8 protein-coding genes, 2 tRNA genes and 1 pseudogene are annotated in these 22,357 nt (G+C 67.3%); 9 read left to right on the forward strand and 2 right to left on the reverse strand.

Annotated elements, in window-relative coordinates; all coding sequences use genetic code 11:
• Positions 1-233: 233 nt before the first annotated feature.
• Positions 234-566, reverse strand: a pseudogene (locus tag GV792_RS14000) (transglycosylase family protein); the annotation flags it as partial.
• A 590-nt stretch (positions 567-1,156) separates the two neighbouring features.
• Here GV792_RS14000 and GV792_RS14005 point away from each other — a divergent pair.
• The 3 genes from GV792_RS14005 to GV792_RS14015 all read left to right on the forward strand — a co-directional run bounded on the left by GV792_RS14005 (position 1,157) and on the right by GV792_RS14015 (position 3,042).
• A tRNA-Met gene (locus GV792_RS14005) sits at positions 1,157-1,230 on the forward strand.
• Positions 1,231-1,516: 286 nt separating this feature from the next.
• Positions 1,517-2,896, forward strand: coding sequence for an ATP-binding protein (locus GV792_RS14010; RefSeq protein ID WP_175584359.1), 1,380 nt, complete (start codon positions 1,517-1,519; stop codon positions 2,894-2,896).
• A gap of 72 nt (positions 2,897-2,968) precedes the next feature.
• Positions 2,969-3,042: transfer RNA gene (locus GV792_RS14015), tRNA-Met, on the forward strand.
• Positions 3,043-3,148: 106 nt separating this feature from the next.
• On the opposite strand, the gene GV792_RS14020 is transcribed toward GV792_RS14015, so the two are convergent.
• Positions 3,149-3,886, reverse strand: coding sequence for a class I SAM-dependent methyltransferase (locus GV792_RS14020; protein WP_163824543.1), 738 nt, complete (start codon positions 3,884-3,886; stop codon positions 3,149-3,151).
• 39 nt (positions 3,887-3,925) lie between these two features.
• On the opposite strand from GV792_RS14020, the gene GV792_RS14025 reads away from it, so the two are divergent.
• From GV792_RS14025 to GV792_RS14050, 6 genes are all read left to right on the forward strand, one after another.
• Complete coding sequence (locus GV792_RS14025) at positions 3,926-4,732, forward strand: lipase family alpha/beta hydrolase (RefSeq protein ID WP_163824544.1); 807 nt, start codon at positions 3,926-3,928, stop codon at positions 4,730-4,732.
• A gap of 201 nt (positions 4,733-4,933) precedes the next feature.
• A complete protein-coding gene (locus GV792_RS14030; RefSeq protein WP_256673819.1) occupies positions 4,934-14,059 on the forward strand; it encodes a non-ribosomal peptide synthetase in 9,126 nt (3,041 codons plus the stop codon).
• Positions 14,056-19,497 carry a non-ribosomal peptide synthetase gene (locus GV792_RS14035; RefSeq protein ID WP_163824545.1) on the forward strand — a complete coding sequence of 1,814 codons (5,442 nt, stop codon included), beginning with the start codon at positions 14,056-14,058 and terminating at the stop codon, positions 19,495-19,497. Before GV792_RS14030 ends, GV792_RS14035 begins: the two co-directional genes overlap by 4 nt.
• The gene (locus tag GV792_RS14040; RefSeq protein WP_163824546.1) at positions 19,494-20,570 is read left to right on the forward strand and encodes a saccharopine dehydrogenase NADP-binding domain-containing protein; all 1,077 of its coding nucleotides are present in this window, start codon (positions 19,494-19,496) and stop codon (positions 20,568-20,570) included. Before GV792_RS14035 ends, GV792_RS14040 begins: the two co-directional genes overlap by 4 nt.
• Entirely contained in the window at positions 20,567-21,580 is a 1,014-nt protein-coding gene (locus tag GV792_RS14045; RefSeq protein ID WP_163824547.1) for a Gfo/Idh/MocA family oxidoreductase, read from the forward strand. The genes GV792_RS14040 and GV792_RS14045 overlap by 4 nt, the downstream gene beginning before the upstream one ends.
• Positions 21,577-22,332 carry a thioesterase II family protein gene (locus GV792_RS14050; RefSeq protein WP_163824548.1) on the forward strand — a complete coding sequence of 252 codons (756 nt, stop codon included), beginning with the start codon at positions 21,577-21,579 and terminating at the stop codon, positions 22,330-22,332. The genes GV792_RS14045 and GV792_RS14050 overlap by 4 nt, the downstream gene beginning before the upstream one ends.
• Positions 22,333-22,357 lie beyond the last annotated feature (25 nt).

The raw sequence follows: 22,357 nt of genomic DNA on the forward strand, positions 1-22,357 counted from the left end.
CGGGCTCCCCGTGCCCTCGACCCGGTCGTTTCCCACAGCATCGTTGCCGGCCGCGGCGAGGATCCAGACCGGGTGGGTCGTCCTGATCCTGATCCGCCGGACGGTGAGCTGACCACCCAGCGGTCCGTACAAACGCAGAAACGGCGCTGTCATCCAGTACTGGATGACAGCGCCGTTTCGTTTGCGCTGCTGAGTCGGGCGTCAGCGGCCGGGCCGCTTGCCGAACGGACTCAGAGGTAGGCGCCGCAGGTCGGCCAGGCGCCGGCACCCTGGGTGGCCAGCACGTTCTCGGCCACGCGGATCTGCTCTTCACGGCTCGCGTTGCTCGCGCTGCCGGTACCACCGTTGGCTTCCCAGGTGCTCTGCGAGAACTGCAGGCCGCCGTAGTAGCCGTTACCGGTGTTGATGGACCAGTCGCCACCGCTCTCGCACGCCGCGACGGCGTCCCAGTTGCCCGAGTAGGCCGACGCGGTGGCAGTGGAAAGACCGAACGGGACGGCAACGAGAGCCCCTGCAATGGCGGCGAGGCCGAGGGCGCGGGTGCTGAACTTCCGGTTCTGAGTCATGTGGTTTCCCTCCCTGTGCCCACCAGCTCGGCGGATGTTCTCCGTCGGCCCCTGTCCCCAGGTGAATGTCGGGGTACTCCGAACCGTGGGACAGGGTCTCCGGTGTTCGTCGGTTCGGGTTCGAGCCCATCTCGGTTTGATCCGGGCCGTGGCAACGACGGTAACGAACAAATCTCGTCCGATCACGTCTTGATAAATTCCAATTTGTTGCCGGTGAATCGGTAGCATTAGATCGTATTCGCTGGTGAGAAACCGGATTCACCACTACCCAATGGGTATCGTGATAACACCGTTATGTGTTCGGGATCACTCCGATATCGTTGCCCGGGTCACATAATCGAGCGGTTTTCGGCGTCTCGCTACTGCCGGGCAACTCTGTTGGCGCCGTCTGCGGGGTGGGGGATGGGCGTGAGGCGTGGCTCCCGATCGGGAGTGGTCGGCGGCTCCGTAGATGCGCCGGATCGGGCTGCCGGCCGATGGCTGGACGTCGTCGCGATGGCCTGTTGGTTCCTTCTGTGACCGGCGGAAAATCGGCTCGACCTGCCGGTTTGCCATCGTCGCGAACCCGTGTGTAATGTTGTGTTCACCGACGCGGGGTGGAGCAGCTCGGTAGCTCGCTGGGCTCATAACCCAGAGGTCGCAGGTTCAAATCCTGTCCCCGCTACTACAGACTCGGCCCGGAGGTCCACAACCTCCGGGCCGAGTCTTTTTCTGTGTCGCGCCCCGGTCGGCGGCCACGCCCGGCCCCTGGCGATGCGGCACCACCCCCATCGGAAACCGGCAAGTATCCAGCAGCTCAGCTACCTGACGAATAACCGCTCATCGGGATATGGGCCACATTATTTGCACCGAAATCCCGCCGATTACCGAATGATGACCATCTCGAACCGTCACGAACTCAACTCCGCGACTTCCATCGAAGAGCCCCGGCCAGGTGACATGATCGCCTCATGTCCGCCTCGACACACCCCTCCGCCCGATCCGACGACGGACGCTCGTTCCTGGTCGGCGATGCCGCCGACAGCGCCTACATCGCCGGGTCTCTCGTCCTCGTCGACGCCGACGGTCACCGGCAACTCGGACTCGTCGAACAACGATCGGAAACAACCCCCGTCCAGCTACGAGGCCGGCTGATCGGTGAACTGACCGCCGACGGCATCGACACCCGCACCAGTCACGCATTCGGGCACGGCACCCTGGAAACCGTCGACGCCCGCACCGTCCAAGCCCTGCACGACACCACCGGCGCCGTGCTCGACGTCGGTGTCGCCCTCACCGCGCCCGGCGGGCCCGCGCGACTCCTGCCGAAACGATTCAACCGCCACACCTTCTGGTGCGGACAGAGCGGCTCGGGCAAGACCTACGCCCTCGGCGTCGTCCTCGAACAGCTCATCGCCCACACTGCCCTGCCCGTCGTGATCTTCGATCCGAACTCCGACTTCATCCGCCTCGGCGAGATGCCCGCCGAATCCACCGGCCCCACCGCCGACGCGCTCCGGAAACGAAACATCCGAGTACTGCGCCCGAACGCCGAGAACCCGGACTCTCTGCTCCGGGCCAGGTTCACGACGATGCCACTGTCGTCCAAAGCGGCGATCCTGCAGATCGACCCCATCGCCGACCGTGAGGAGTTCAACGAGCTGCTCCACATCGGCCCGCTGCTGGCGAGCTCGGAACTCGACCAATGGCTGCCCGACCTGCGCGACTCGGGCACCGCCGCCCAGCGCAGGCTCGCCCAGCGTGTGGAGAACCTCGGTCTGCTCGACTGGGAGGTCTGGGCGCTGGAGAACGTGGCGGTCACCGAAGTCGTCGCCGAACGACCCGACGCCACCGTGCTCGACCTCGGCGGCTTCTCCACCCCCGAACAACAGCTGGTGGTCGCGCTGTCGCTGCTGGATGAACTGTGGGCGCGGCGCGAGGAACGCAAGCCGGTACTGCTGGTCATCGACGAAGCCCACAATCTGGCCTCACCGCGCCTGGATTCGGCGATCGCCATCGCCGTGCGCGAGCGGCTCATCCAGATCGCCGCGGAAGGACGTAAGTTCGGCCTGTGGCTATTGCTGTCGACCCAGCGGCCGTCCAAAGTGCATCCCGGGATCATCTCCCAATGCGACAACCTCGCCTTGATGAAGATGACCTCGCCGGTCGACCTCGCCGAACTCGGCACCTACTTCGGCTACGCGCCCGCCGCACTACTGGCACGCTCACCGTGGTTCCGCCAAGGTGAGGCGTTGTTCGCCGGCGGGTTCGTGCCCGCGCCCGCACTGGTGAAAGTCAACGCGAGGATCACCAGGGAAGGTGGCAGCGACGTCGGCGTCCCACTGCGCTGACCACGCGATATGCCCCCACACCGCAGCCGATTACGTTCTCACGTCCCAGGTGTGTAAGCTGATGATTACCGACGCGGGGTGGAGCAGCTCGGTAGCTCGCTGGGCTCATAACCCAGAGGTCGCAGGTTCAAATCCTGTCCCCGCTACAACCGTGGCCCGGAACCAGTGTTCCGGGCCACAACTATTTTTCGGCGGCGCCGGATGTGGTTCCGCGTGCGAACCTCTTCCCGGCGGTGAATCACACGGGACCGATCAGGGAGCGCGAAGCAGGGCGATGATCGGGCTGAGTTGTTCGCAGGTCATGCCGTGCTCGCCGGCCTCACGAGACAGCTCATCGATTCCCACCGTGCGCCACAGGTGATCGGCGGTGAACTCGCGCACAATGGCCTCACCTTCACGGACCACATAGCGCATGGTCCAGCGCTGTGACTCGGCGTCGGCGGGTTCGCCGCGAATGTGGATCTCGTTGTCGCGCTGCCCGATTCGCTGCTTCGCGATCATCATCTCCGGAACGGGCTGTGGCCGGTCCAGTGGCATGAACTCGACGACAACCGGGGCATGCGGGGTGAGGCGAGCGCTCAGTTGTGCCCAGAAACGTTGCCGCGCAGGCCGATCGAGATAGCCGATCACACCGAAGAGCACTGCTGCGCCGACGGTCTCCGGCAGGGTGACCTCTTCGGCGATATCGGGGTGTACGGTGACGCGGGCGGCATGATCGGCGTGGGTGAGCAGGCGGGAAACGAGCGCCGCACGCATCGCCGCGGACGGTTCGACCGCGTGAATGGGAACCTCGGGTACTGCCTCGGCAATCGTCATGGTGGACAGGCCGCTACCCGCCCCGATATCGACGATCGGCGCGGTGATCGGCCCTGAGCCGGTGAGGGCCTCGACGAGGATCGCGCGTTTGGTCTCCCAGTGCGGCGCCGCCATCACGTCGTAGAACTCCGCTGACAGAGCGTAAGGGTCGGCAATGTTGGGAATGATTGTCATTTTAGTAGAGTAACGCCTGTGTTCGGCGAGTCTGTGAGAGTGTCCGTGGCTGTGCGGCGGCACCGGTGGCCGGTTGTCCTGGTGATCGTGGGGCTGTGGCTGCTGCTGACGCCGCCGGTCGGCTCGGCCGAAAGTCGTGATCTGGGGCCGGAACTGATGATCTCCGGACCCGTCGCGGCGCGGGCGATCGCATGCCAGGGGGGACTGGTTCATGAGGATCGACCTGTTGTTCTCCTCATTCCCGGGACCGGCCTGACCGGAACGGAATCCTTCGCCGATGGCTTGGGTCCACTGCTGGCGGCGGCGGGATTCGATTGGTGCACAGTCGAATTCCCGGATCTCGGTCTGGGCGATGTGTACGGCAATGTCGAGTTCGTCGTGTCGGCGGTGCGAACGCCGACCGAACGAACCGGGCATCAGGTATCGCTGGTCGGGCACAGCCAGGGTGCGATACATGCGCGCGCCGCGGTGCGTTGGTGGCCGGACCTGCGCGACCGGGTCGATGCGGTGGTCACGGTCGCCGGTGCGAATCCAGGCCTGGCGCTGGCCTCGGCGCGCTGTGGGGTGGCTCCGTGCTATCCCGTCGCATGGCAGTTGAATCCGGATTCTCGATTCATGTTGGCGTTGAACAACGGGCCGATACCGGCGGGGCCCACTTATGCCGCGATCGGCAGTGTTGATGATCTGGTGATCAATCCCGGCCGCGTGCCCGGGGAGACGGCGCCGTACTTCATTCGTGGACTCGGGCGGGCGAATGTCCTGGTGCAAGATCTGTGTCCCGGTCGATCGGTCGGGCATATGGCGACTCTTTTCGACCCGATTGTCGCCGCGGCGCGCTGCCGGTGAGCTTCACCGGGCATTACCCGCCCCTGGGAACACTTGATTGGTAATGACAATCATTCTCATTTACACTCACCTCAACCTGCCCGATCGACGGGCGATCGGTACCGCCCGCTCCCTCGGCGCGGATGGTGCGAGTTCGAGTCGCGATGGGGGTCGGGTGGTCGCCGGTCGCGGTACAGCCGGTGGCAGGCGGAGGTTTTGGAGATGAACGACCTGATGACGGATGAGCTCTGTCCTGGAACGCCCGGTCCGATGTGCGAACGGACGGTTTCCGGGGTTTTCGACCACTGGGTGTCCGCCCGGCCGAACGCGACGGCGATACGCGAGGTCAGTGGACATGGTGTGGTCGAGCGGACCTATGCCGAGCTGGCGGAGCAGGTGTACGGTCTCGCCGCCGTTTTCGATGAGTTCGAGGCAGGCCAACGCGTTCCTATGGTGCTGCCCGGTGGAGCGGACTACGTCGCGGGATTTCTCGCCGCGGTGCGGGCGGGCCTGATTCCGGTGCCGATATTCCTACCGGCCGTGCGGTCGGCCGAACGTGACTTGGCCCGGGTGTCGGGCATTCTGTCCGACAGCGATCCCGGTCTGGTCTACACCAGCGCGGATCTGGTGGACGTAGTGGCGGCGAATCCGGTACTCGCCGGGCTCCCCGTGATCCACCCCGACGATCGCCGTCCTGCGGTCGCGGCGCGCACCACCGACGCGGAAACTCTTGCGTTCCTGCAGTATTCGTCGGGATCGACGGGGCAGCCGAAGGGGGTGATGAACACCCACGCTTCCATCCTGCGGCAGATCGACATCGTCGGAGCCGTATGGAACCGGTCCGAGGACATCCGCACCGTGAGCTGGCTGCCGTTGTACCACGATATGGGTATGTTCTGGGGGGCGCTCGGGCCTCTGCTCTGTGGCGGTACGGCAACGCTCATCGCACCGCACGATTTCATCCGCACACCACGGTTGTGGTTGGAAACGGTGTCGCGGTTTCGCGGAAATTGGATCGCGGGACCGGATTTCGGCTATAGGCGTTGCGTCGAGGCATTCGATGACGGCGCGGTCGCGGCCCTGGATCTGTCGGGTCTGCACGTGGCGACGAACGGCGCGGAGCCGGTGCGCGCCGACACCATGAACAGGTTCACCGCCCGATTCCGTCCCGCCGGGCTGCGGGCGGAGGTGATGGCGCCGCAATACGGACTCGCCGAAGCCGGTCTGTGTGTGAGCGGGGCGACCCTGCGTCGGCCCTACGTGCACACGAGTTTCGATGTCTCCGAGCTCGATCGAGGCCACGCGGTCGAGGCCGATGGTGATCGTCGCGACGCGCGTGTCCGGACGATGGTCGGATGCGGTGACGACACGGTGGGCTGGGATGTTCGCATCGTCGACGAGAAGAGTCGCACCCCACTACCGGATGGCCGAATCGGGGAGATCTGGGTCAGTGGCGCCGGTCTTCCCGCCGGCTACTGGCATCGGCCGGATCAGACCGCGCAGACCTTCGGCGCGCATCTCGACGACGGTACCGGACCATTCCTGCGTACCGGCGATGCCGGTTTTCGCTATCGCGGCGAGCTGTACATCAGCGGGCGGATCCGCGATGTGATCATCGTGGCCGGCACGAATCACTTCCCCAACGACATCGAGGCGACCATCGAGCGCAGCGGTTGCGGAGTACGTCCGGGCGGAGCGTGTGCCGTACAGCAGGGGTTCGACGCACAGCAGTGGCTGCTTCTGGTCGAAACTGACGGGGCGTCAGAGGATCTCGATGATTACGCCCGTATTCTCCGGCGACGGATCCTGGCCGCGCACGATACCGCGCCGGAGCGGATCATCTGGGTCGCCGGACGAACACTGCCGACCACCACCTCGGGCAAGATCCGGCGCGCCGAAGCGCTGCGCCTGCTCGAAGCCGGCGAACTCGAGATCCTGCACGAGGCGCCGGTCGCGTCATCGCAGCCGCGCGCCGACTCCGCTCCGCTGGTCGAGCAGCTCGCCTGGATGCTCGGCCTGCGGCCCGAGGCACTGAACCCGGATACCGATCTCGTCGCGCTCGGTCTGACCTCGATGATGACGACGCGGATCGTCGAGTGGGCGGCGGCGCGCGAACGACGGCTCGACTTCGCCGACCTCTATCGCGAGCCCACCCTCGCGCAGTGGCAGCGACTCTACGACACAGCACCCGCTTACTCGGCGCCCGCGGCGCCGACCGAGGCCACCCATGAGATCGCCACGACCGCGTTGCAACACGCGTACTGGGTAGGTCGCGCGCCCGAGCAGCCACTCGGTGGGGTCGGCTGCCAAACCTATTTCGAGCTGTCCGGCGCTCGAATCGAACCGTCCGGGCTCGCCGGCGCGGTCGATGAACTCGTGCGCTGTCATCCGATGCTGCGTGCGCGGTTCCCCGCGCCGGACCGATGCCTCGTGGACAAGACCGTGCCGCCGTACCATCTGCCGGTCCACGATCTGGTCGACAGCGCACCCGGCACCGTGCGGGCTCACCTGGCGCAGGTGCGTGAACGACTGCGCAACCACCGCTTCGACATCGCATCCGGTGACTGCTGGGCCATCGAGCTGACGCGAACCGCCGACCACGCCGTGATCCACATCGCGATCGATCTGATCATCGCCGACATCACAGGTATCGGCCTGCTGCTCGAGGATCTGGCCGAGCTCTATCGCGGTGGATCCGTGGCGCCGGCTCCGATGCCGATTCCGCCGGTACCGAGCATCGCGGGTTCGGGCGGCGCAGTAGCATCCACCTCGCTGCCGGAGGGGCCGCGGCTGCCGCGAATCGACGAGTCCGAGGTGGTGTTCGGGCGGCACAGCTTCGTCATGGACGCCACGGCGACCGCGGCCATGGACGCGGCCTGCCGTGCAGGGGGTGTCACCAGAGCCGCCGCGCTGCTCGCCTGCTTCGAGTTGGTGCTGCGCCGCTGGTCGGGCGACGAGGACTTCCTGGTCACGGTGACGACATTCGGTCGCACACCGGAATTCGCGCGCACGGTGGGCGATTTCACCGAAACCAGGCTCCAGATCGGTCGTGGCACCTCGGGGCCGGATTTCTCCACCGAAGCGGGCCGTACTCAGCAGGGGCTACGCAGCGCGTTGGACGCCCCACCGGCCGGTGCTGTGCTCGCGGACGCCGTGCGTGCGGGGACCGGACATTCCGGGCTTTCCCCGGTGGTGTTCACCTACGCCGCCGATATTCCGCTGCTCGGTGCCGAGGCCGCCGAGACTCTCGGTACCGTCGCGGAGGTCCGGTCGATGACGCCCCAGGTGCTCATCGATCATCAGGTCTGCACCCTCGGCGACAGCCTCGTGCTGTCCTGGGATTGCCGGGAGGGTTGCTTACCCGCCGGGGTGCTGTCGGAGATGTTCGACGCCTATCGCGCGCTGGTGACCGGTCTCGGGGAGCGGGACTGGTCCACCGACGCGACAGTCCGGCTTCCAGATGCGGCGCTCGCGGCCCGCGTCCGGCGTAACGACACCTCGGCCCCGATTCCGGAGGGCTCGCTGACCGACCTGTTCCGCAAGCGCGTCGCCGAACACCCGAACCGCATTGCACTGAGTTGGCGGACAGGCGAATTCGATGAGCACACCCTCACCTCCCGGCTGCTCGACCGGGAGACGGTGACCTACCGGGAACTCGACGACCACGCCCGGCGGGTCGCCGCGGCACTCGCCGAACAGCACCGGCCCGGTGCCGTGATCGGTATCCAGTTGCCCAAGGGGCCGATGCAGATCGTCGCTGTCCTCGGCACCTTGCTGGCGGGCTGCGTGTATTTGCCGATCGCGATGGATCAGCCCGCACAGCGATTTCAGCGGATCTGTGCCGGTTCGGGTCTGGCCGGGGTGATCCGGTACGTGCGTAACCAGCCGCGGGAGCAGCCCGCGAATGCTGTCGTGCACGATATTTCGGCCATGCTCGACCACACGCCTGGCGAACCGCGACCTGTCGATCCGTCCGGCCCGGCCTACATCATCTACACCTCCGGATCGACCGGAGAACCCAAGGGTGTGGTCGTATCGCATACGGCCGCACTCAATACCGTGGTGGATATCAATCGGCGCAACGAAATCGGCGCCGACGACGCGGTGCTCGCGGTCTCAGGGCTCGATTTCGACCTCAGCGTCTACGACATCTTCGGTCCCCTCAGTCGTGGTGCACGGATCGTCACCCTCTCCGACGAGGCGCGCCGTGACGCATTTCATTGGCGCGGACTGATCCTCGATCTCGGTGTGACCGTGTGGAATTCGGCGCCGGGACTGATGGAGATGCTGTTGATTGCAGCCGGGGAAACGCCAGGCTCGCTCGGCATGCTGCGCCGGGTATTCCTGTCCGGCGACTGGATTCCGCTCGATCTGCCGCCCCGGCTGCGGATCGCTGCCCCGCGGGCTCGGCTCGTGGCGATGGGTGGTGCGACCGAGGCGGCGATCTGGTCCAACGAATACGTCGTCGACGAGGTCGATTCCGCTTGGGCATCGATTCCCTATGGATATCCCCTGGCGAACCAGCGATTCCGCGTGGTCGACACCGAAGGTGCCGATCAACCGGCACATGTGCCCGGCGAACTGTGGATCGGTGGGACCGGGGTCGCGCTCGGGTATCACCACGCGCCAGAGCGCACCGCCGAGCGTTTCGTCCGCGATGACGATGGTGTGCGCTGGTATCGCACCGGTGATCTCGGCTGCTATTGGGCCGACGGCACATTGCAATTCCTCGGCCGCATAGATGCGCAGGTCAAGATTCGCGGATATCGGGTGGAATGCGGCGAGATCGAACACGTGCTGCGTTCTCATCCCGCCGTGGAGAACGCCGTAGTGGTGCCGATCCGCAACCGCAGCGCGCTCGGTGCGGTGGTGGTCGGCCTGGCGAGTACGGACGTCACCGAGGAACAGTTGCGCGGCTACGCGGCCAACCAGTTGCCCGCCTATATGACACCTGCGGTGGTCGTGCGGACCGCGCAGCTGGTGTTGACGAACAACGGCAAGGTCGATCGTCGATGGGCCGAACGCCTGTTGTCCGAACAGTCGGCGCCGTCGGTGGCGCCGGGTCCGGACACGACCGTCGAGCGCTTGGTGGCCGAGGTCTGGGCGCAGGTCCTCGGCATTGCCGACATCGATGCCGAGACGAACTTCTTCGCGCTCGGCGGGGACAGCCTGCGCGCCACCGAGGTGTGCGCCAGGCTGACCGGTCGCGGTGTACTCGGCGCCGAGGTGGAGACCTTGCTCGGCCGCCCGACGCTGCGAGATTTCAGTGCCGCGTGCGCGATGGGCGCGACCCCGCCGTCACGCCCGGTCGAGACCGGTGACCCGGTTCCGCCGCAGACACCGTTTCCGTTGACCCGGCTGCAACAGGCCTACGTCCTCGGTGCTCAGGGATTGCGCGGCGCGGTGCGCGCCTCGACCGTCTTCAGCATCGTCCTCGGTGCCGCGGACGGCAGCCCGATCGACCTGGATCGTTTCGCGGGGGCAGTGAACAGTTGCGTCGCCGAATTCGACATCCTGCGCTGTCGTCTGGACAATGACGTGCGGCAACGCGTCGATACCCACTCTGCGCCGGTGACCGTCGGTCTGATCGACGGCATCGCCGACGACCCGGACGCACTGCTCCAGGCCATGGCCGGGCTGCCGGTGGAGCTTGGCACCGCACCGGTGATTCGCTGTTTCGCTCCGCCGGGGGCCACGACCTCGGTCGGTCTGGTGATCAACTACCTGGCACTGGACGCGCGTAGCCTCGTCACGATCGTCAGCGAGATCCTGGATCGGTACGCAGGCGCCAACGGTTTCCGCAAGATCGATCCGACCACCGAGGTATTCCGTGATCACGCCGCGGCCGGGCACGCGCCGGATGCCATCGTGGCCGACGACCATTCCGGGAGCGGTGTGTTCCCGCCGCCCGACCTGCCGTCGCACCTCGGGCCGGTGGGGGAGTCCGTGCGTTTCGCGCGGCGCACGTTGCGTGTGGACGAGGCGCGGTACCGCGCGTTGCGCCGGATCGCGGCCGAACGCCGGGTGACGCCGAACGCCATCCTCTTCGAGGCCTTCACCGCAGCGCTGCACAGCATCGGTGCGGGTGACCACTTCGCCATCACGGTGCCGCGCACCCATCGCCCGGCTCCAGTGAGCGACGAGATCGAAGTCCTTGGCAATTTCACCCGACTGTCGGTCTGTACCGCCGACTACCGTGCACGGCAGCCCGGGTCACCCGCCGCCGTCTACGCCGCGCATGAGCAACTGCGCCGTGCGGCGGGCGCGGCCACCGATGCGACCGGTGATCTGGCGACTGCTCGGTCGGTCGATCCGGGCGGCTACCCTGTGGTTTTCACCAGCACGCTCGGGATGGGCCGTAACCTGGCGCCCGGCGTCGGAAGCGATGCCCTGGTGAAGCTGCGGACCCTGACCCAGACGCCCGGCGTATTCCTCGACTGTCAGGTCGAGGATGACGCCGCCGGGCTGATCGTCGGCTGGGACGTCGCGGCGGGCACCATTGCCGACGAGGCCGTATCCCAGGCTTTCTCGGCCTTCGAAGCGGCGGTACTCCGGCAGCTCGGACAGGACTCGGCCGTACCGACGCCGCTCGGTGAGCTCGGTGTGAGCGGACCGGAGGCGATCATCTCCGCCGCACTGATCGCACTCGCCGAGTCGGCGGTCCGCCCCGAATACCGTCTGGTGGTCGAGCGGTGGCGGAGTCTGCCATCCGGTCCGCCCGCCGATGCGGCCGCACTCCGGGCCGGCCAACGGCTTGCCGCCATCGTCAGCGGTGCGGCCACCCCGCATCGCCTCCTCGATGATCCCGATCTGTCCCCGGAGGCGCTGCTGTTGCGCGACCACCGGACCGGCGCCGCACTCGCTCAGTTGAGCGAACGGATCTACGATCACGCCCGCACGCTGGGACGCCGGCTGCGGATCGTCGAAGTCGGATCGGGCACCGGCCGGGCGACCGCCGAGCTGGCCGCGCTCGTTGAGCCGGTCACCGATAGCTATCTCGCCCTCGAGCCGGATCCGATCCTGACCGAGATCGCCACCGCGCGTCCGGTACCCGGCATCGTCCGCTTCGGCGGCCGGGACGCGGTGACCTCGATAGCCGAGGTCGATGTCGTGATCTGCTGTGGATCCCTGCATCGGACCGAGGGGGCTGCCGAAATCCTCACCGGGATCGATGCTCATCCACGGGGCTGGCTCTGGCTGGCCGAGAACAGCGAGGCCACACCGGCGACATTGGTGAGCGCGGCAATCCTGCGGCCAGGTGTGCTCGACCCCGCGACCACACCGCTGCGTCCGGCCGATCAGTGGTGGCGTTTCCTGGTCGACAACGGTTGGCAGCCATCCTCGATGACCACGGACGGGACCGCGGTCGTCGTGTTCGCGCAGCGTGGCGGTGTGGGCAGATCAACCGCGGATTCGCCTGGCGTACAGCGCGGTCCGGGGCGCGTTGCGGGTGCCACCGAGCCGTCGAGTTCCGTGTTGTCGAGTGCGGTGGCCGCGGCCGCGCCAGGAATCACGCCTGCGGCCGCAGCAGAGCCTTCGATGGCCGTCGTGCCCGCACCCGCGGCGGACACGGTGGCGTTTCTGACCGGTCTGTGGCGGCGGCATCTCGGAGTCGCAGAACCGGCGGTGACCGACGATTTCTTTCTCCTCGGCGGCGACAGCCTGGTGGCGACCCGGGTCTATTCGGATCTGCGCGCCGCGGGCTTCCGAGTAGCCATGGTGGACCTGTTCAACTATCCGATTCTCGGCGATCTGGCGGCCCGGATCGGCACTGCGACCGAGCCCACCCCGGATGACGCGGTGGTCGAGCACATCTCGGCGGAACAGCTGAGGGAGTATCCGCTCACTCCGGTGCAACGTGCGTACGCGGCAGGGCGAGTGCCGGGCTACGTGCTCAGTGGCGTGGCCGCGCACTGCTATTTCGAGTTCGCTGTCGCCGATCTGGACGTCGAACGCCTGACAGGCGCGGTCCGTGAATTGATCGGCAGGCACGAAGGATTGCGCACCACCATGTCGGCGAGCATCGCGACCGTGCACGAGGCGCCGATAGAGCCGGTGCTGCGCACTCACGCCGACGTCCGCGGCGCGATGCGTGAGCAGGTCATCGATCTGAGCGTTCGATCCGGCATCGATGTGGGCGTGCAAGTCCTCGACGAGCACCGCAGCCTGGTCGGCATCAGCATGGACAATGCGGTGCTCGACGGCGCGAGCATGATGACCGCGCTCGCCGAACTCGATCACCTCTACGCGGGTGGGCCTGCCGCGCAACTGCCCGTCCTCACAATGACATTCGCGCACTATGTGCACCGCCATCCGGCACTGCATCCCGATGCGGACGACACGGCACTGCCGCTGCTGCGGGCGAGCCGGGACTACTGGCGCGCCCGGTTCGATACCCTGCCCACCGCACCGGCCCTGGTGGACACCGCGGCCCTGGTGGAGATCGAACGGCCGGCGTTCGAGCGGGTGACGGCATCGATTCCGCAACCCCGCTGGCAACGGCTGTCGCGGCAGTGCCGGGAGTCCGGGGTGACGACGACGGCTCTCGTGCTGGCCGCTTACGCCGGAGAACTGGCGCGCTGGTCGGGCGAGGACCACTTCTGCGTCAATGTCACGCTGTTCGACCGCGACCCCGCTGTCGACGGTATCGATCAGGTCATCGGTGATTTCACCTCACTGGTGCTGCTCGAGTGCCGGGTGGATCCGGAACTGCCGCTTGTGGAGCAGGCCCGCAACATCCAGCGGCAACTGCTGGCGGACCTCCCGCATCGAGCGGCCGACGGAGTGTGGTTGCAACGCGAGCTGCTCCGGCATCACGGTTCGCCCGCCGACGCGATCTTCCCGGTCGTGTTCACCAGCGGGCTCGGACTACGCGAGATCAGCACATCGGGATCGCTGAGTTTCGGCGAGCAGGTTTTCGGTGCGTCACAAACGCCGCAGACCCTGCTGGACTTCCAAGTCTGGGAGGACGCCGGCGAGCTGCGCCTTTCCTGGGATTTCGTTACCGAGGCCATCGCACCGGACACCGCCGCACAGCGGTTGGCGGGTCTGGTCGATTCGCTGACCGAGCTGGACCGCGCCCAGGATCCGACACCGCTGGCCGCCGTGCTGGCCATCTGCGCCGAAGCACTGGGACGCACCCATCTGGAACCCGGCGACAACCTCTTCCAGCTCGGCGCGGATTCGGTCACCGCGACACGGGTGGTGGATCGGATCACCAGGGAGGTCAGCCCGGCGGCGACGCTGCGCATGTTGTTCGCCCACCCGGTGATCGCCGATTTCGTGGCAGAACTGACCGCCGCAGCGGCCGACACCGGCGACGCGGATCTCGAGGAAGGTACCCTATGAACCCCGCCGACCTGCTCGGGCAGCTCAGAGCCGACGGCGTGCAGCTGTGGATCGACGGCGGTGATCTGCGATTCACCGCCCCGCGTGGCGTTTTCGACGCGCAGCGCAAGGCCGCGCTGGTCGCCGTCAAAGCCGAGGTCAAGGCCATCCTCGCCGCCGAAACCGCGGTACTGCGCGATCCGGGCGGACGCTATGAACGGTTTCCGCTCACCGATGTGCAGGCCTCCTACCTGGTTGGACGCACGAACGCATTTCGGTGGGGTGGTGTCGGCTGCCACGGCTATGCCGAATTCGAGGTCGATCCCGCGCGTGCGCGACCGGACGCCGAGCAGTTCCATGCCGCATGGCACAAGGTGGTCGAGCGCCACGACATGCTGCGCTGCGTCGTACACCCGGACGGCTATCAGAGCATCCAGCGCGAGCTGGACAGCGGATTGACCGTCCACACCCGCGGTACGGCCGAGGACATCGCCACGCTGCGTCGCGACGTCGCCCACACCCTTGCCCATCGCACCTACACGCCGGGTACCGGGCCCATGTACGACCTGGTCGTCACCATCGGGCCCGTTGACACGGTCGTACACCTGTCGATCGACCTGCTGATCGCGGATTTCGTCAGTATCGCGATTGTGATGAGCGACTTCGAGCGGTGCCTGCTCGAGCCGGCCACCGAACTAGAGCCGATCGGGTTCGGCTTCCGTGACTACGTGCTCAACCTCACCCGCGGCGCACACTCTCCGGCCGAAACCGCTCGCAGACAAGCCGATCTCGAGTATTGGACGAATCGCCTTGACGAGCTGCCGCCGCCGGTCGCGTTGCCACTGCTCGCCGAACAGCGTTCGGCCGCACCGAGTTTCACTCGGCGGTCGGCCAGGCTGAATGCCGGCCAGTGGGCGAGCTTCACCGCGCGCGCGGCCGAGCGAGGTATCACCCCCACCGCGGCGCTGCTGTGCGCGTTCGGCCGGGTGCTCGGCCGCTACGGCGACCGCGATCACTTCCTGCTCACTCTCACCACGATGGGACGCGTCCCGTTCGTACCCGAAGTCGACCGGATCGTCGGCGATTTCACCGGCACCAGCGTGCTGGATGTCGATGTGCGCGGTACCGAACCGTTCGCGACGACGGCGCGCCGATTGGGTGTGCGGTTGTTCGAGGATATGGATCATGCCCGGGTCAGTGGCGTCGATATCGTGCGCATGCTTGCGCGTCGCGATGACGAGCGCGGCCAGATGTCGCCGGTGGTCTTCACCTCAACCCTCGGCGCACGGGAACAACATGAACCGGCCCTGCTGGTTCCGCGCCGTGATCACGGGCTGAGCCAGACCCCGCAGGTGCTGCTCGACTGCCAGGTCGGTGAGATCAACGGTGCCGTCGAAGTGAACTGGGACAGCCGCGATCACGCGATCGCACCCGAGGTGCTCGATCTCGCGTTCGCGGACTTCACCCGCGTCGTCACGGAGCTGTGCGCGGAGGCCGGCGCGTGGGAACGCACCGCGCTGCCCGTCACCGCATTGCCGCCGACCGAGGTGCGCACACCCGCCGCGCCGCGCCTGCTGCATTCCGACATACTTCGGCACGCGGTGCAGACGCCTGACGCGATCGCCTTGCGCCGGGCCGACGAGACCTACACCTTCGCACAGCTGGCGGGGGCCGCTCATACGGTCGCGCAGACCCTGCGCGCAGCGGGCGTCGCGCCGGGCGATCAGGTCGGTGTACGGCTCGCTGCCGGACCACCACAGATCGCGGCCATCCTCGGCGTCTTGATGGCCTCGGCCGCGTATGTGCCACTGGACTGGCGGTGGCCGGCCGCGAGGGTCGAACAGATCAGCCACCAGTGCGATCTCGCTGCTCTCATCGCACCGGATGACGATATCGACCGGCTGCTCGCCGAACCGCGGACATGGCGTCCGGTCTCGTCCATCGCGGCCGCGGTCTCGCGGCCACACGACCCTGCCTACGTCATCTTCACCTCCGGTTCCACCGGCAGGCCCAAAGGCGTGGTGATGTCGCATGCGGCGGTGACCAATACGCTCGACGACATCAACTCCCGGTTGAACATCACCGCGGGCGACCGTGTGCTCGCGGTCTCCCAGCACACCTTCGACCTGTCGGTCTACAACATCTTCGGTGTGCTCGGCGCGGGTGGCTGTCTGGTGCATCCGGCCGGTGACCAGCGCGCCGATCCCGAAGCGTGGCACCGTGCGATCGTCGATCATCAGGTGACGATCTGGAATTCGGTGCCCGCACAACTCCAGCTGCTGCTCGAGTACGCCGGTCCGGGTGGGCTGGCATCGCTGCGGCGGGTTCTGCTGTCGGGTGACTGGATTCCGGTCCAGCAGCCACGCCAGACCGCCGCGGCCGCGCCGAATGCGGCGATCCTGGCGCTCGGCGGTGCGACCGAGGCGGCAATCTGGTCGATCTGTCACCCTGTCGATCCCGAGCTGCCCTACCAGCGCAGTGTCCCGTACGGCACCGCGATGACCAACCAGAGCGTTCGGGTACTGACGCACCGGGGAGAGCAGGCGGCACCGTGGCAGATCGGTGAGATCCATATCGGCGGTGTGGGGTTGTCCGATGGCTATCTCGGCGACGCGGACCGGACCGCCGCGGCGTTCGTTACGCACCCGCGGACGGGTGAGCGGCTGTACCGCACCGGCGATTACGGGCGTACGCTACCCGGCGGCGTCATCGAACTGCTCGGACGCCGGGACACTCAGGTCAAGATTCGCGGCCATCGTATCGAGTTGGCCGAGATCGACGAGGCCTGCGTCGAACTCGACGGTGTCCGTGCGGCGGTAACCTGCGTCGTCGGCGATCGCCACACCCCGTCGCTGGCGGCCGCGGTCGTCGCGGAGGCCGCCGACGGAGACGAGCTGTCGCGTCGTCACGAACAGACGGCCGCGACCGTCGAGGCCGCGCGGCTGGCTCATGAGCACTCGATCGCGGGGCTCGATACTGCTGCCCTGCAACAGTTCATCGGCGCGGCGCGGACAACCGCGTTGAACAGTATGTGTGCTGCCCTCGGCACCGTCCTCGATTCCGGCGCCCGCATCGATGGCGAGGAACTGGCCCACAGGCTCGCGGTGACACCGAGCAACCGGCGTCTGCTGCGCCACTGGATCGACGTTCTCCGCGACGACGAGCGCGTTGTCGCCCACGACGACCGGATCGAACTGACCGCGCGTCACGATCTGCGCGACTGTGTCGCCGAGTGGGCCCAGGTGCGCGAGCTGGGCCGGGCGATCGACTACGGCGACGAGCTACTGGTCTATGTGGGCCGATGCATCGACGCGCTGCCTCAGCTGTTGTGCGGCGACGTGGATCCGCTCGCACTGCTGTTTCCGCACGGAAGCACCGATACCGCCACCGCGGCCTACCGGGACAACCTGATCAGCCGCTACGCGAATGCCGTTGTGGTCGCGACGGTCGTCGCCCACGCTGATGCGCAGCCGCCCGGACGGCCGCTGCGCATCCTCGAGGTGGGCGCGGGTGTCGGCGGAACCAGCGCTGAGCTCATCCCCGCCCTGGCCGGTCACGATGTCCGCTACACCTTCTCCGATGTTTCCCGGTTCTTCCTCACCGAGGCGGCGCAGAACTTCGCCGCCTACGAATTCGTCGACTACGCCCTGTTCGACCTGAACGCTCCCGCCGCCACCCAGGGCTTCGCGCCCGGATCGTTCGACCTGGTCCTGTGCGCGAACGTGCTGCACAACGCGGTCAACATCGACGACAGTCTTGCGGCCCTGCATCGCCTGCTGGCCCCCGGCGGCGCGTTGGCCTTCATCGATTCGACGGCCACCAACCATGCGCTGATGATCTCGATGGAATTCAAGGAAGGGCTGGACGGTTTCACCGATGCCAGGGCAGGCGGGCATTCGGCCTTCTTGAGTCATCCGCAATGGGGTGCGGCGCTGGAGCGTTCGCCCTTCGGCGCGGTATCGAGCTTCCCGCCCGCCGGACACCCGCTGGCACAGCTGGGACAACACGTGTTCTGGTGCCCGTCGGGTTCGACAGCACAGACGGTCTATCCCGACGAGGTGATCGCTGGGCTCGAGCGGAAGCTACCGAGCTACCAGGTACCACCGAGGGTGTCGGTCCTGCCCGCGCTCCCGCTGACCGCGAACGGCAAGCTCGACCGCCGGGCACTGGGGGAGGAGTTCGCCCAGCTCGTCGCGGCGGCACGCGACCGGCCCGAGGTAGCGGCCACCACCGGTGAACTCGAACCGATGCAAGCCCGCATCGCCGAGATCTGGGCCGCGGTACTCGGCCTGCCCGGTTCGGCCGGGCTGACCCCGAGTTCGGATTTCTTCGCGCTCGGCGGCGATTCGCTGCTGCTGGCGCAATGTATCGGTCGGATCCGTCAGGAGATCCCCGAGGCCGGCCAGCTGGCCTGGGATGATCTGTTGCGCGCCATGGTGTCGGACCCCACGCTCGCCGCGGCCGCAGGCGCGGTACGCGGAACAACGAACCCCGACAGCACGCACACGGCACCCGCGGCCGAGTCGCCGCTTGTATGCCTGGACGCCGGTGACACCGGCCCGGGACAATCGGTCGCGGTGCTGGTGCACGACGGCAGTGGCGGCCTTGCGCCCTATCAGCGGTTGATCGACGCATTGCGCGCCGGCGAATCCGGCGATATGCGGCTCTACGGCCTGCGCCGGACGGTCGCGGACGGATACGCCGATATCGCGCCGGAGGAACTGTTCGAAACCCTTGCGGTGCGATACGCCGCCGCCATCGTCGACCTCCAACCGGACCGGGTGCACCTGGTCGGATACTGCATGGGTGGTCTCGTCGCGACCGAGATCGCCAAAATCCTGGAGGAGAGCGGGATCTCGACGGCGCCGGTGACGGTGGTGAGCTCATATCGGGTACCGCTCGATATCGACGACGACGATGTCCTGGACTACTGCTTCGGCCAGATCATGGGTGCCGGGCCCGATGCGCTCGGATTGCCCGCTGATGACGAGGCCTTCGCGACAGCGTTCACTCACGCGCGACAACGACATCCCGAGGCGATTCCAGCGGGTGCGTTGCGACAGGTCGCCGACCCGGAGCTGGCCGCAGGGCTGGCCCGGACCACCAGGCCCCAGCGCATGCGCTCTCTCGCCGCCTCGGGTGCGCTCGGTACCGCTTGGACCGAGCAGTCGCTGACCGATCTGCGGGCGATATTCGTGCACAGTCTGCGCGCGGTGGTGCGCGGCGCACGAGACCCGTTCCTCGGCGACGTCCATTTCCTCCGGCAGCGCGGCGACATCCACTTCCTGCCGACCCTCAAGGACGATATGACCGCTTTCTGGCGGGAGTACACCCTCGGCACCCTGACCGTCACCGATATCGACGGCAATCATTTCGATTGCCTCGACGGCGACAATGCCGCGACGGTCGCCGCACTGCTGCGGAGGTCCTGGCAGCAGATCCCCGAGGTCGTCTCATGACCTCGGTTCTGCTGCTCGGCGGCACCGGAGCCGTCGGTCGCGGTTGTCTGGACGCGCTGCGCCGTGCGGCGGATGTCACGGTGACGTTGGCCGGGCGCGACGAGAAACGACTGGGCGCGCTCGCGGACGCGTCGATGACGGTGGTCGGTGCCGACCTGCGCGCACCGGAAAAGATCGCGGCTCTGGCAGCCGGATTCGATGTCGTCGTCAATTGCGCCGGGCCGTCACATCGCTACAGTGCGGCGGTCGCCGAGGCGGTGGCCGAAGCGGCGGTGCCGTACGTGGATCCAGGCGGCGACAACGCCCTGCTCGGACGCTTGCGCGAACTGACGCCGACGGCGCCGATCATCCTGCAAGCCGGCGTCCAACCGGGTATTTCGGGTCTGGCACTGTGCGCGCTGGCCGAACGCCTCGGCAACGAAGTGAATGCGTTCACCGTGTGGTGTGGTGGACTGCAACCGCTCACCGCCGCGGCGATCCAGGAGTACCTCGCGAGCCTGCGCGGTGGCACCGGCACCGCCACCGTGCTGCGCGGCGCGCAACGTGCACGAGTGCCTTCGAACGCGATGCCGCGGCCACCGGCGCCGCATTTCCCGGAATCGGCCGTCGCGCATATCCATCTCGACGAGGAGACCGAGGCCGTTGCCGCGGCGCTCGGCGTACCAGAGGTGTCGTGGGCGAATGTCTCCGACGGCAGCCACACCACCTCGGCGATCGGGCGACTGCACGCCGAGACCGTCGAGCAACCGGTCACCACCGATCGGCTCGAGGCCGCGCTGACCGCCGCCCGGCTCGACCTGTTCGGTCGCGCACCCTATTTCGCGCTGATCGCACGTGCGGAAGGGCCGGGCGGCGTGGCGTCATTGGCGTTCACCTGCGCCGACAGCTACGCCGCGAGCGGTGCGGTCGCGGCCGCGGCGGCCATGTGCGCTCCGGCGACTCCGGTCGGTGTCCACCCGCTGTGGACCCTCGGGGCCACGCCGTTGTTCGCATCGATCACCGGTGTTGCGCCTGGCGTGCGTATCGAACTCAGGGCGGACGTCGAATCCGGTGTGGAGCAGGGGGCCTTATGAGGAAAAAGGCCGTCGTCGTCGGAGCGAGCTTTCCGGTATACGCCGAGGCATTGGCGGGGCCGGACGCACCGGTCGAACTGGTCGGCGTGCTCAGCCGCGGCTCACAGAATGCTGACGCATTGGCGAGCAGGCTCGGGGTGGGGTCCTATCACCGGATCGACGATCTGCCCCCGGTGGATATGGCATTCGTCGTCGTACGGTCGGGCATCGTGGGCGGTGCTGGTACCGAGATCAGCGCACAACTGCTGCGTCGAGGTATCCATGTCCTCCAGGAGCAGCCCGTCCACGCCGACGAGATCGTCTCGCTGCTCGCGACGGCGCGCGCCAACTCGGTCCGGTACGCGGTCAATGATTTCTACAGTGCTGTGGCGCCGGTCCGGCAGTTCATCGACGCGGCGACCGCATTGACCCGGCGAACACCGGTGACCTACGTGCACGCCCGCGCCGCGCTTCAGGTGGCGTTCCCACTGTTCACGATCCTCGCCACGGTGGTGCCTCGGCTGACGCCCTCGACGATCGAGGCCGCCCCGGCGACGGGTGGCCCGTTCACCCCGGGCCGGATGACGCTCGCGACAGTGCCGGTCGACATCCTGATGCAGAACGAACTATGCCCCGACGATCCGGACAGCCACGCCCGGCTGCTGCACGAGATCACTCTCGGCACCGATGCCGGCGAGCTGGTCCTCACCCACACTCACGGCAGCACCCGCTGGCATCCACGTCAGCACCGCACGCTGGTCGAACACGGGGATCGTGCGCTGTCCGACATCGTCGGCACGGCCTACGACCCCACCGTCCACGACGTTCGGCATGTGCTGTGGCCCGATGCGGTGCGCACAGCGGCGGCCGCGTTCGCCGAGGCCGTCGACCGGCCGCACCCTCTTGTCTCACAACGTTTCCTGAAGGCGACCCGGCTGTGGTCGGAGTTCACCGCGGCGCTCGGGCCGGCGGCATCTATTGCGCCTGTTCGGATTCCGCCGGTCGTCGCCGGAGAGCTGATCACCTCATGACGATACGTATCGAACGTTTGACCCGAACCGATGCGCACGGTGGCCTCACGCTGGTGGTGTTCCCGCATGCCGGGGGCAGCCCGCGCTACTACGCGCCATGGAGCCTGCTCGCATCGGCGCCGCTGGAATTGCACGGCGTCACCTATCCGGGGCGCGATCTGCTGATCGATGAACCGGTCGCCGACAGTGTCACCGAGCTAGCCGCGGAGTGCGCGAACGCGCTCGCATCGATCGCACGGACATCGCCGGTCGTGTTCTTCGGACATTCGATGGGCGGGTTCGTCGCCTTCGAGACCGCTCGCGCACTCGAGCGCGACGGTATCTCGATCGCGTCGCTGATCGTCTCCGGTTGCGACGCTGCCCATCTCGGCACCGCCGACCGCTGGCACCTGGCCTCCGACGATGATCTGATCGCGCATATCGCCGCGCTGGATCCCCGTGCGGGCGCGGCGTTGGCGGTACCCGCGCTCCGCCGGCTGTTCCTGCCCACACTGCGTGCCGACTATCGGCTCTCCGAAACCTATCGGGGCCACGCTGACGATTCGGTCGGCTGTCCCGTGCACGCGGTGTACGGCGTGGCCGATCCCGATATCGTGCCGGACGGGCCTGCGCGCTGGGCTACGCACGCCCGCAACGAGTTCCAGCTCGCGACCTTCCCCGGTGGCCATTTCTACGTCGCGGAACACGGCGCTCGGATCCTCGACTACATCGCCGGGACCGTTGGCCTCGGCGTACCCCAGAACCTTGGGTGACCCGGCGATGACCGCCTCCGGCGCG

The sequence above is a fragment of the Nocardia cyriacigeorgica genome (assembly GCF_010868145.1).
Classification (GTDB): domain Bacteria; phylum Actinomycetota; class Actinomycetes; order Mycobacteriales; family Mycobacteriaceae; genus Nocardia; species Nocardia cyriacigeorgica_D.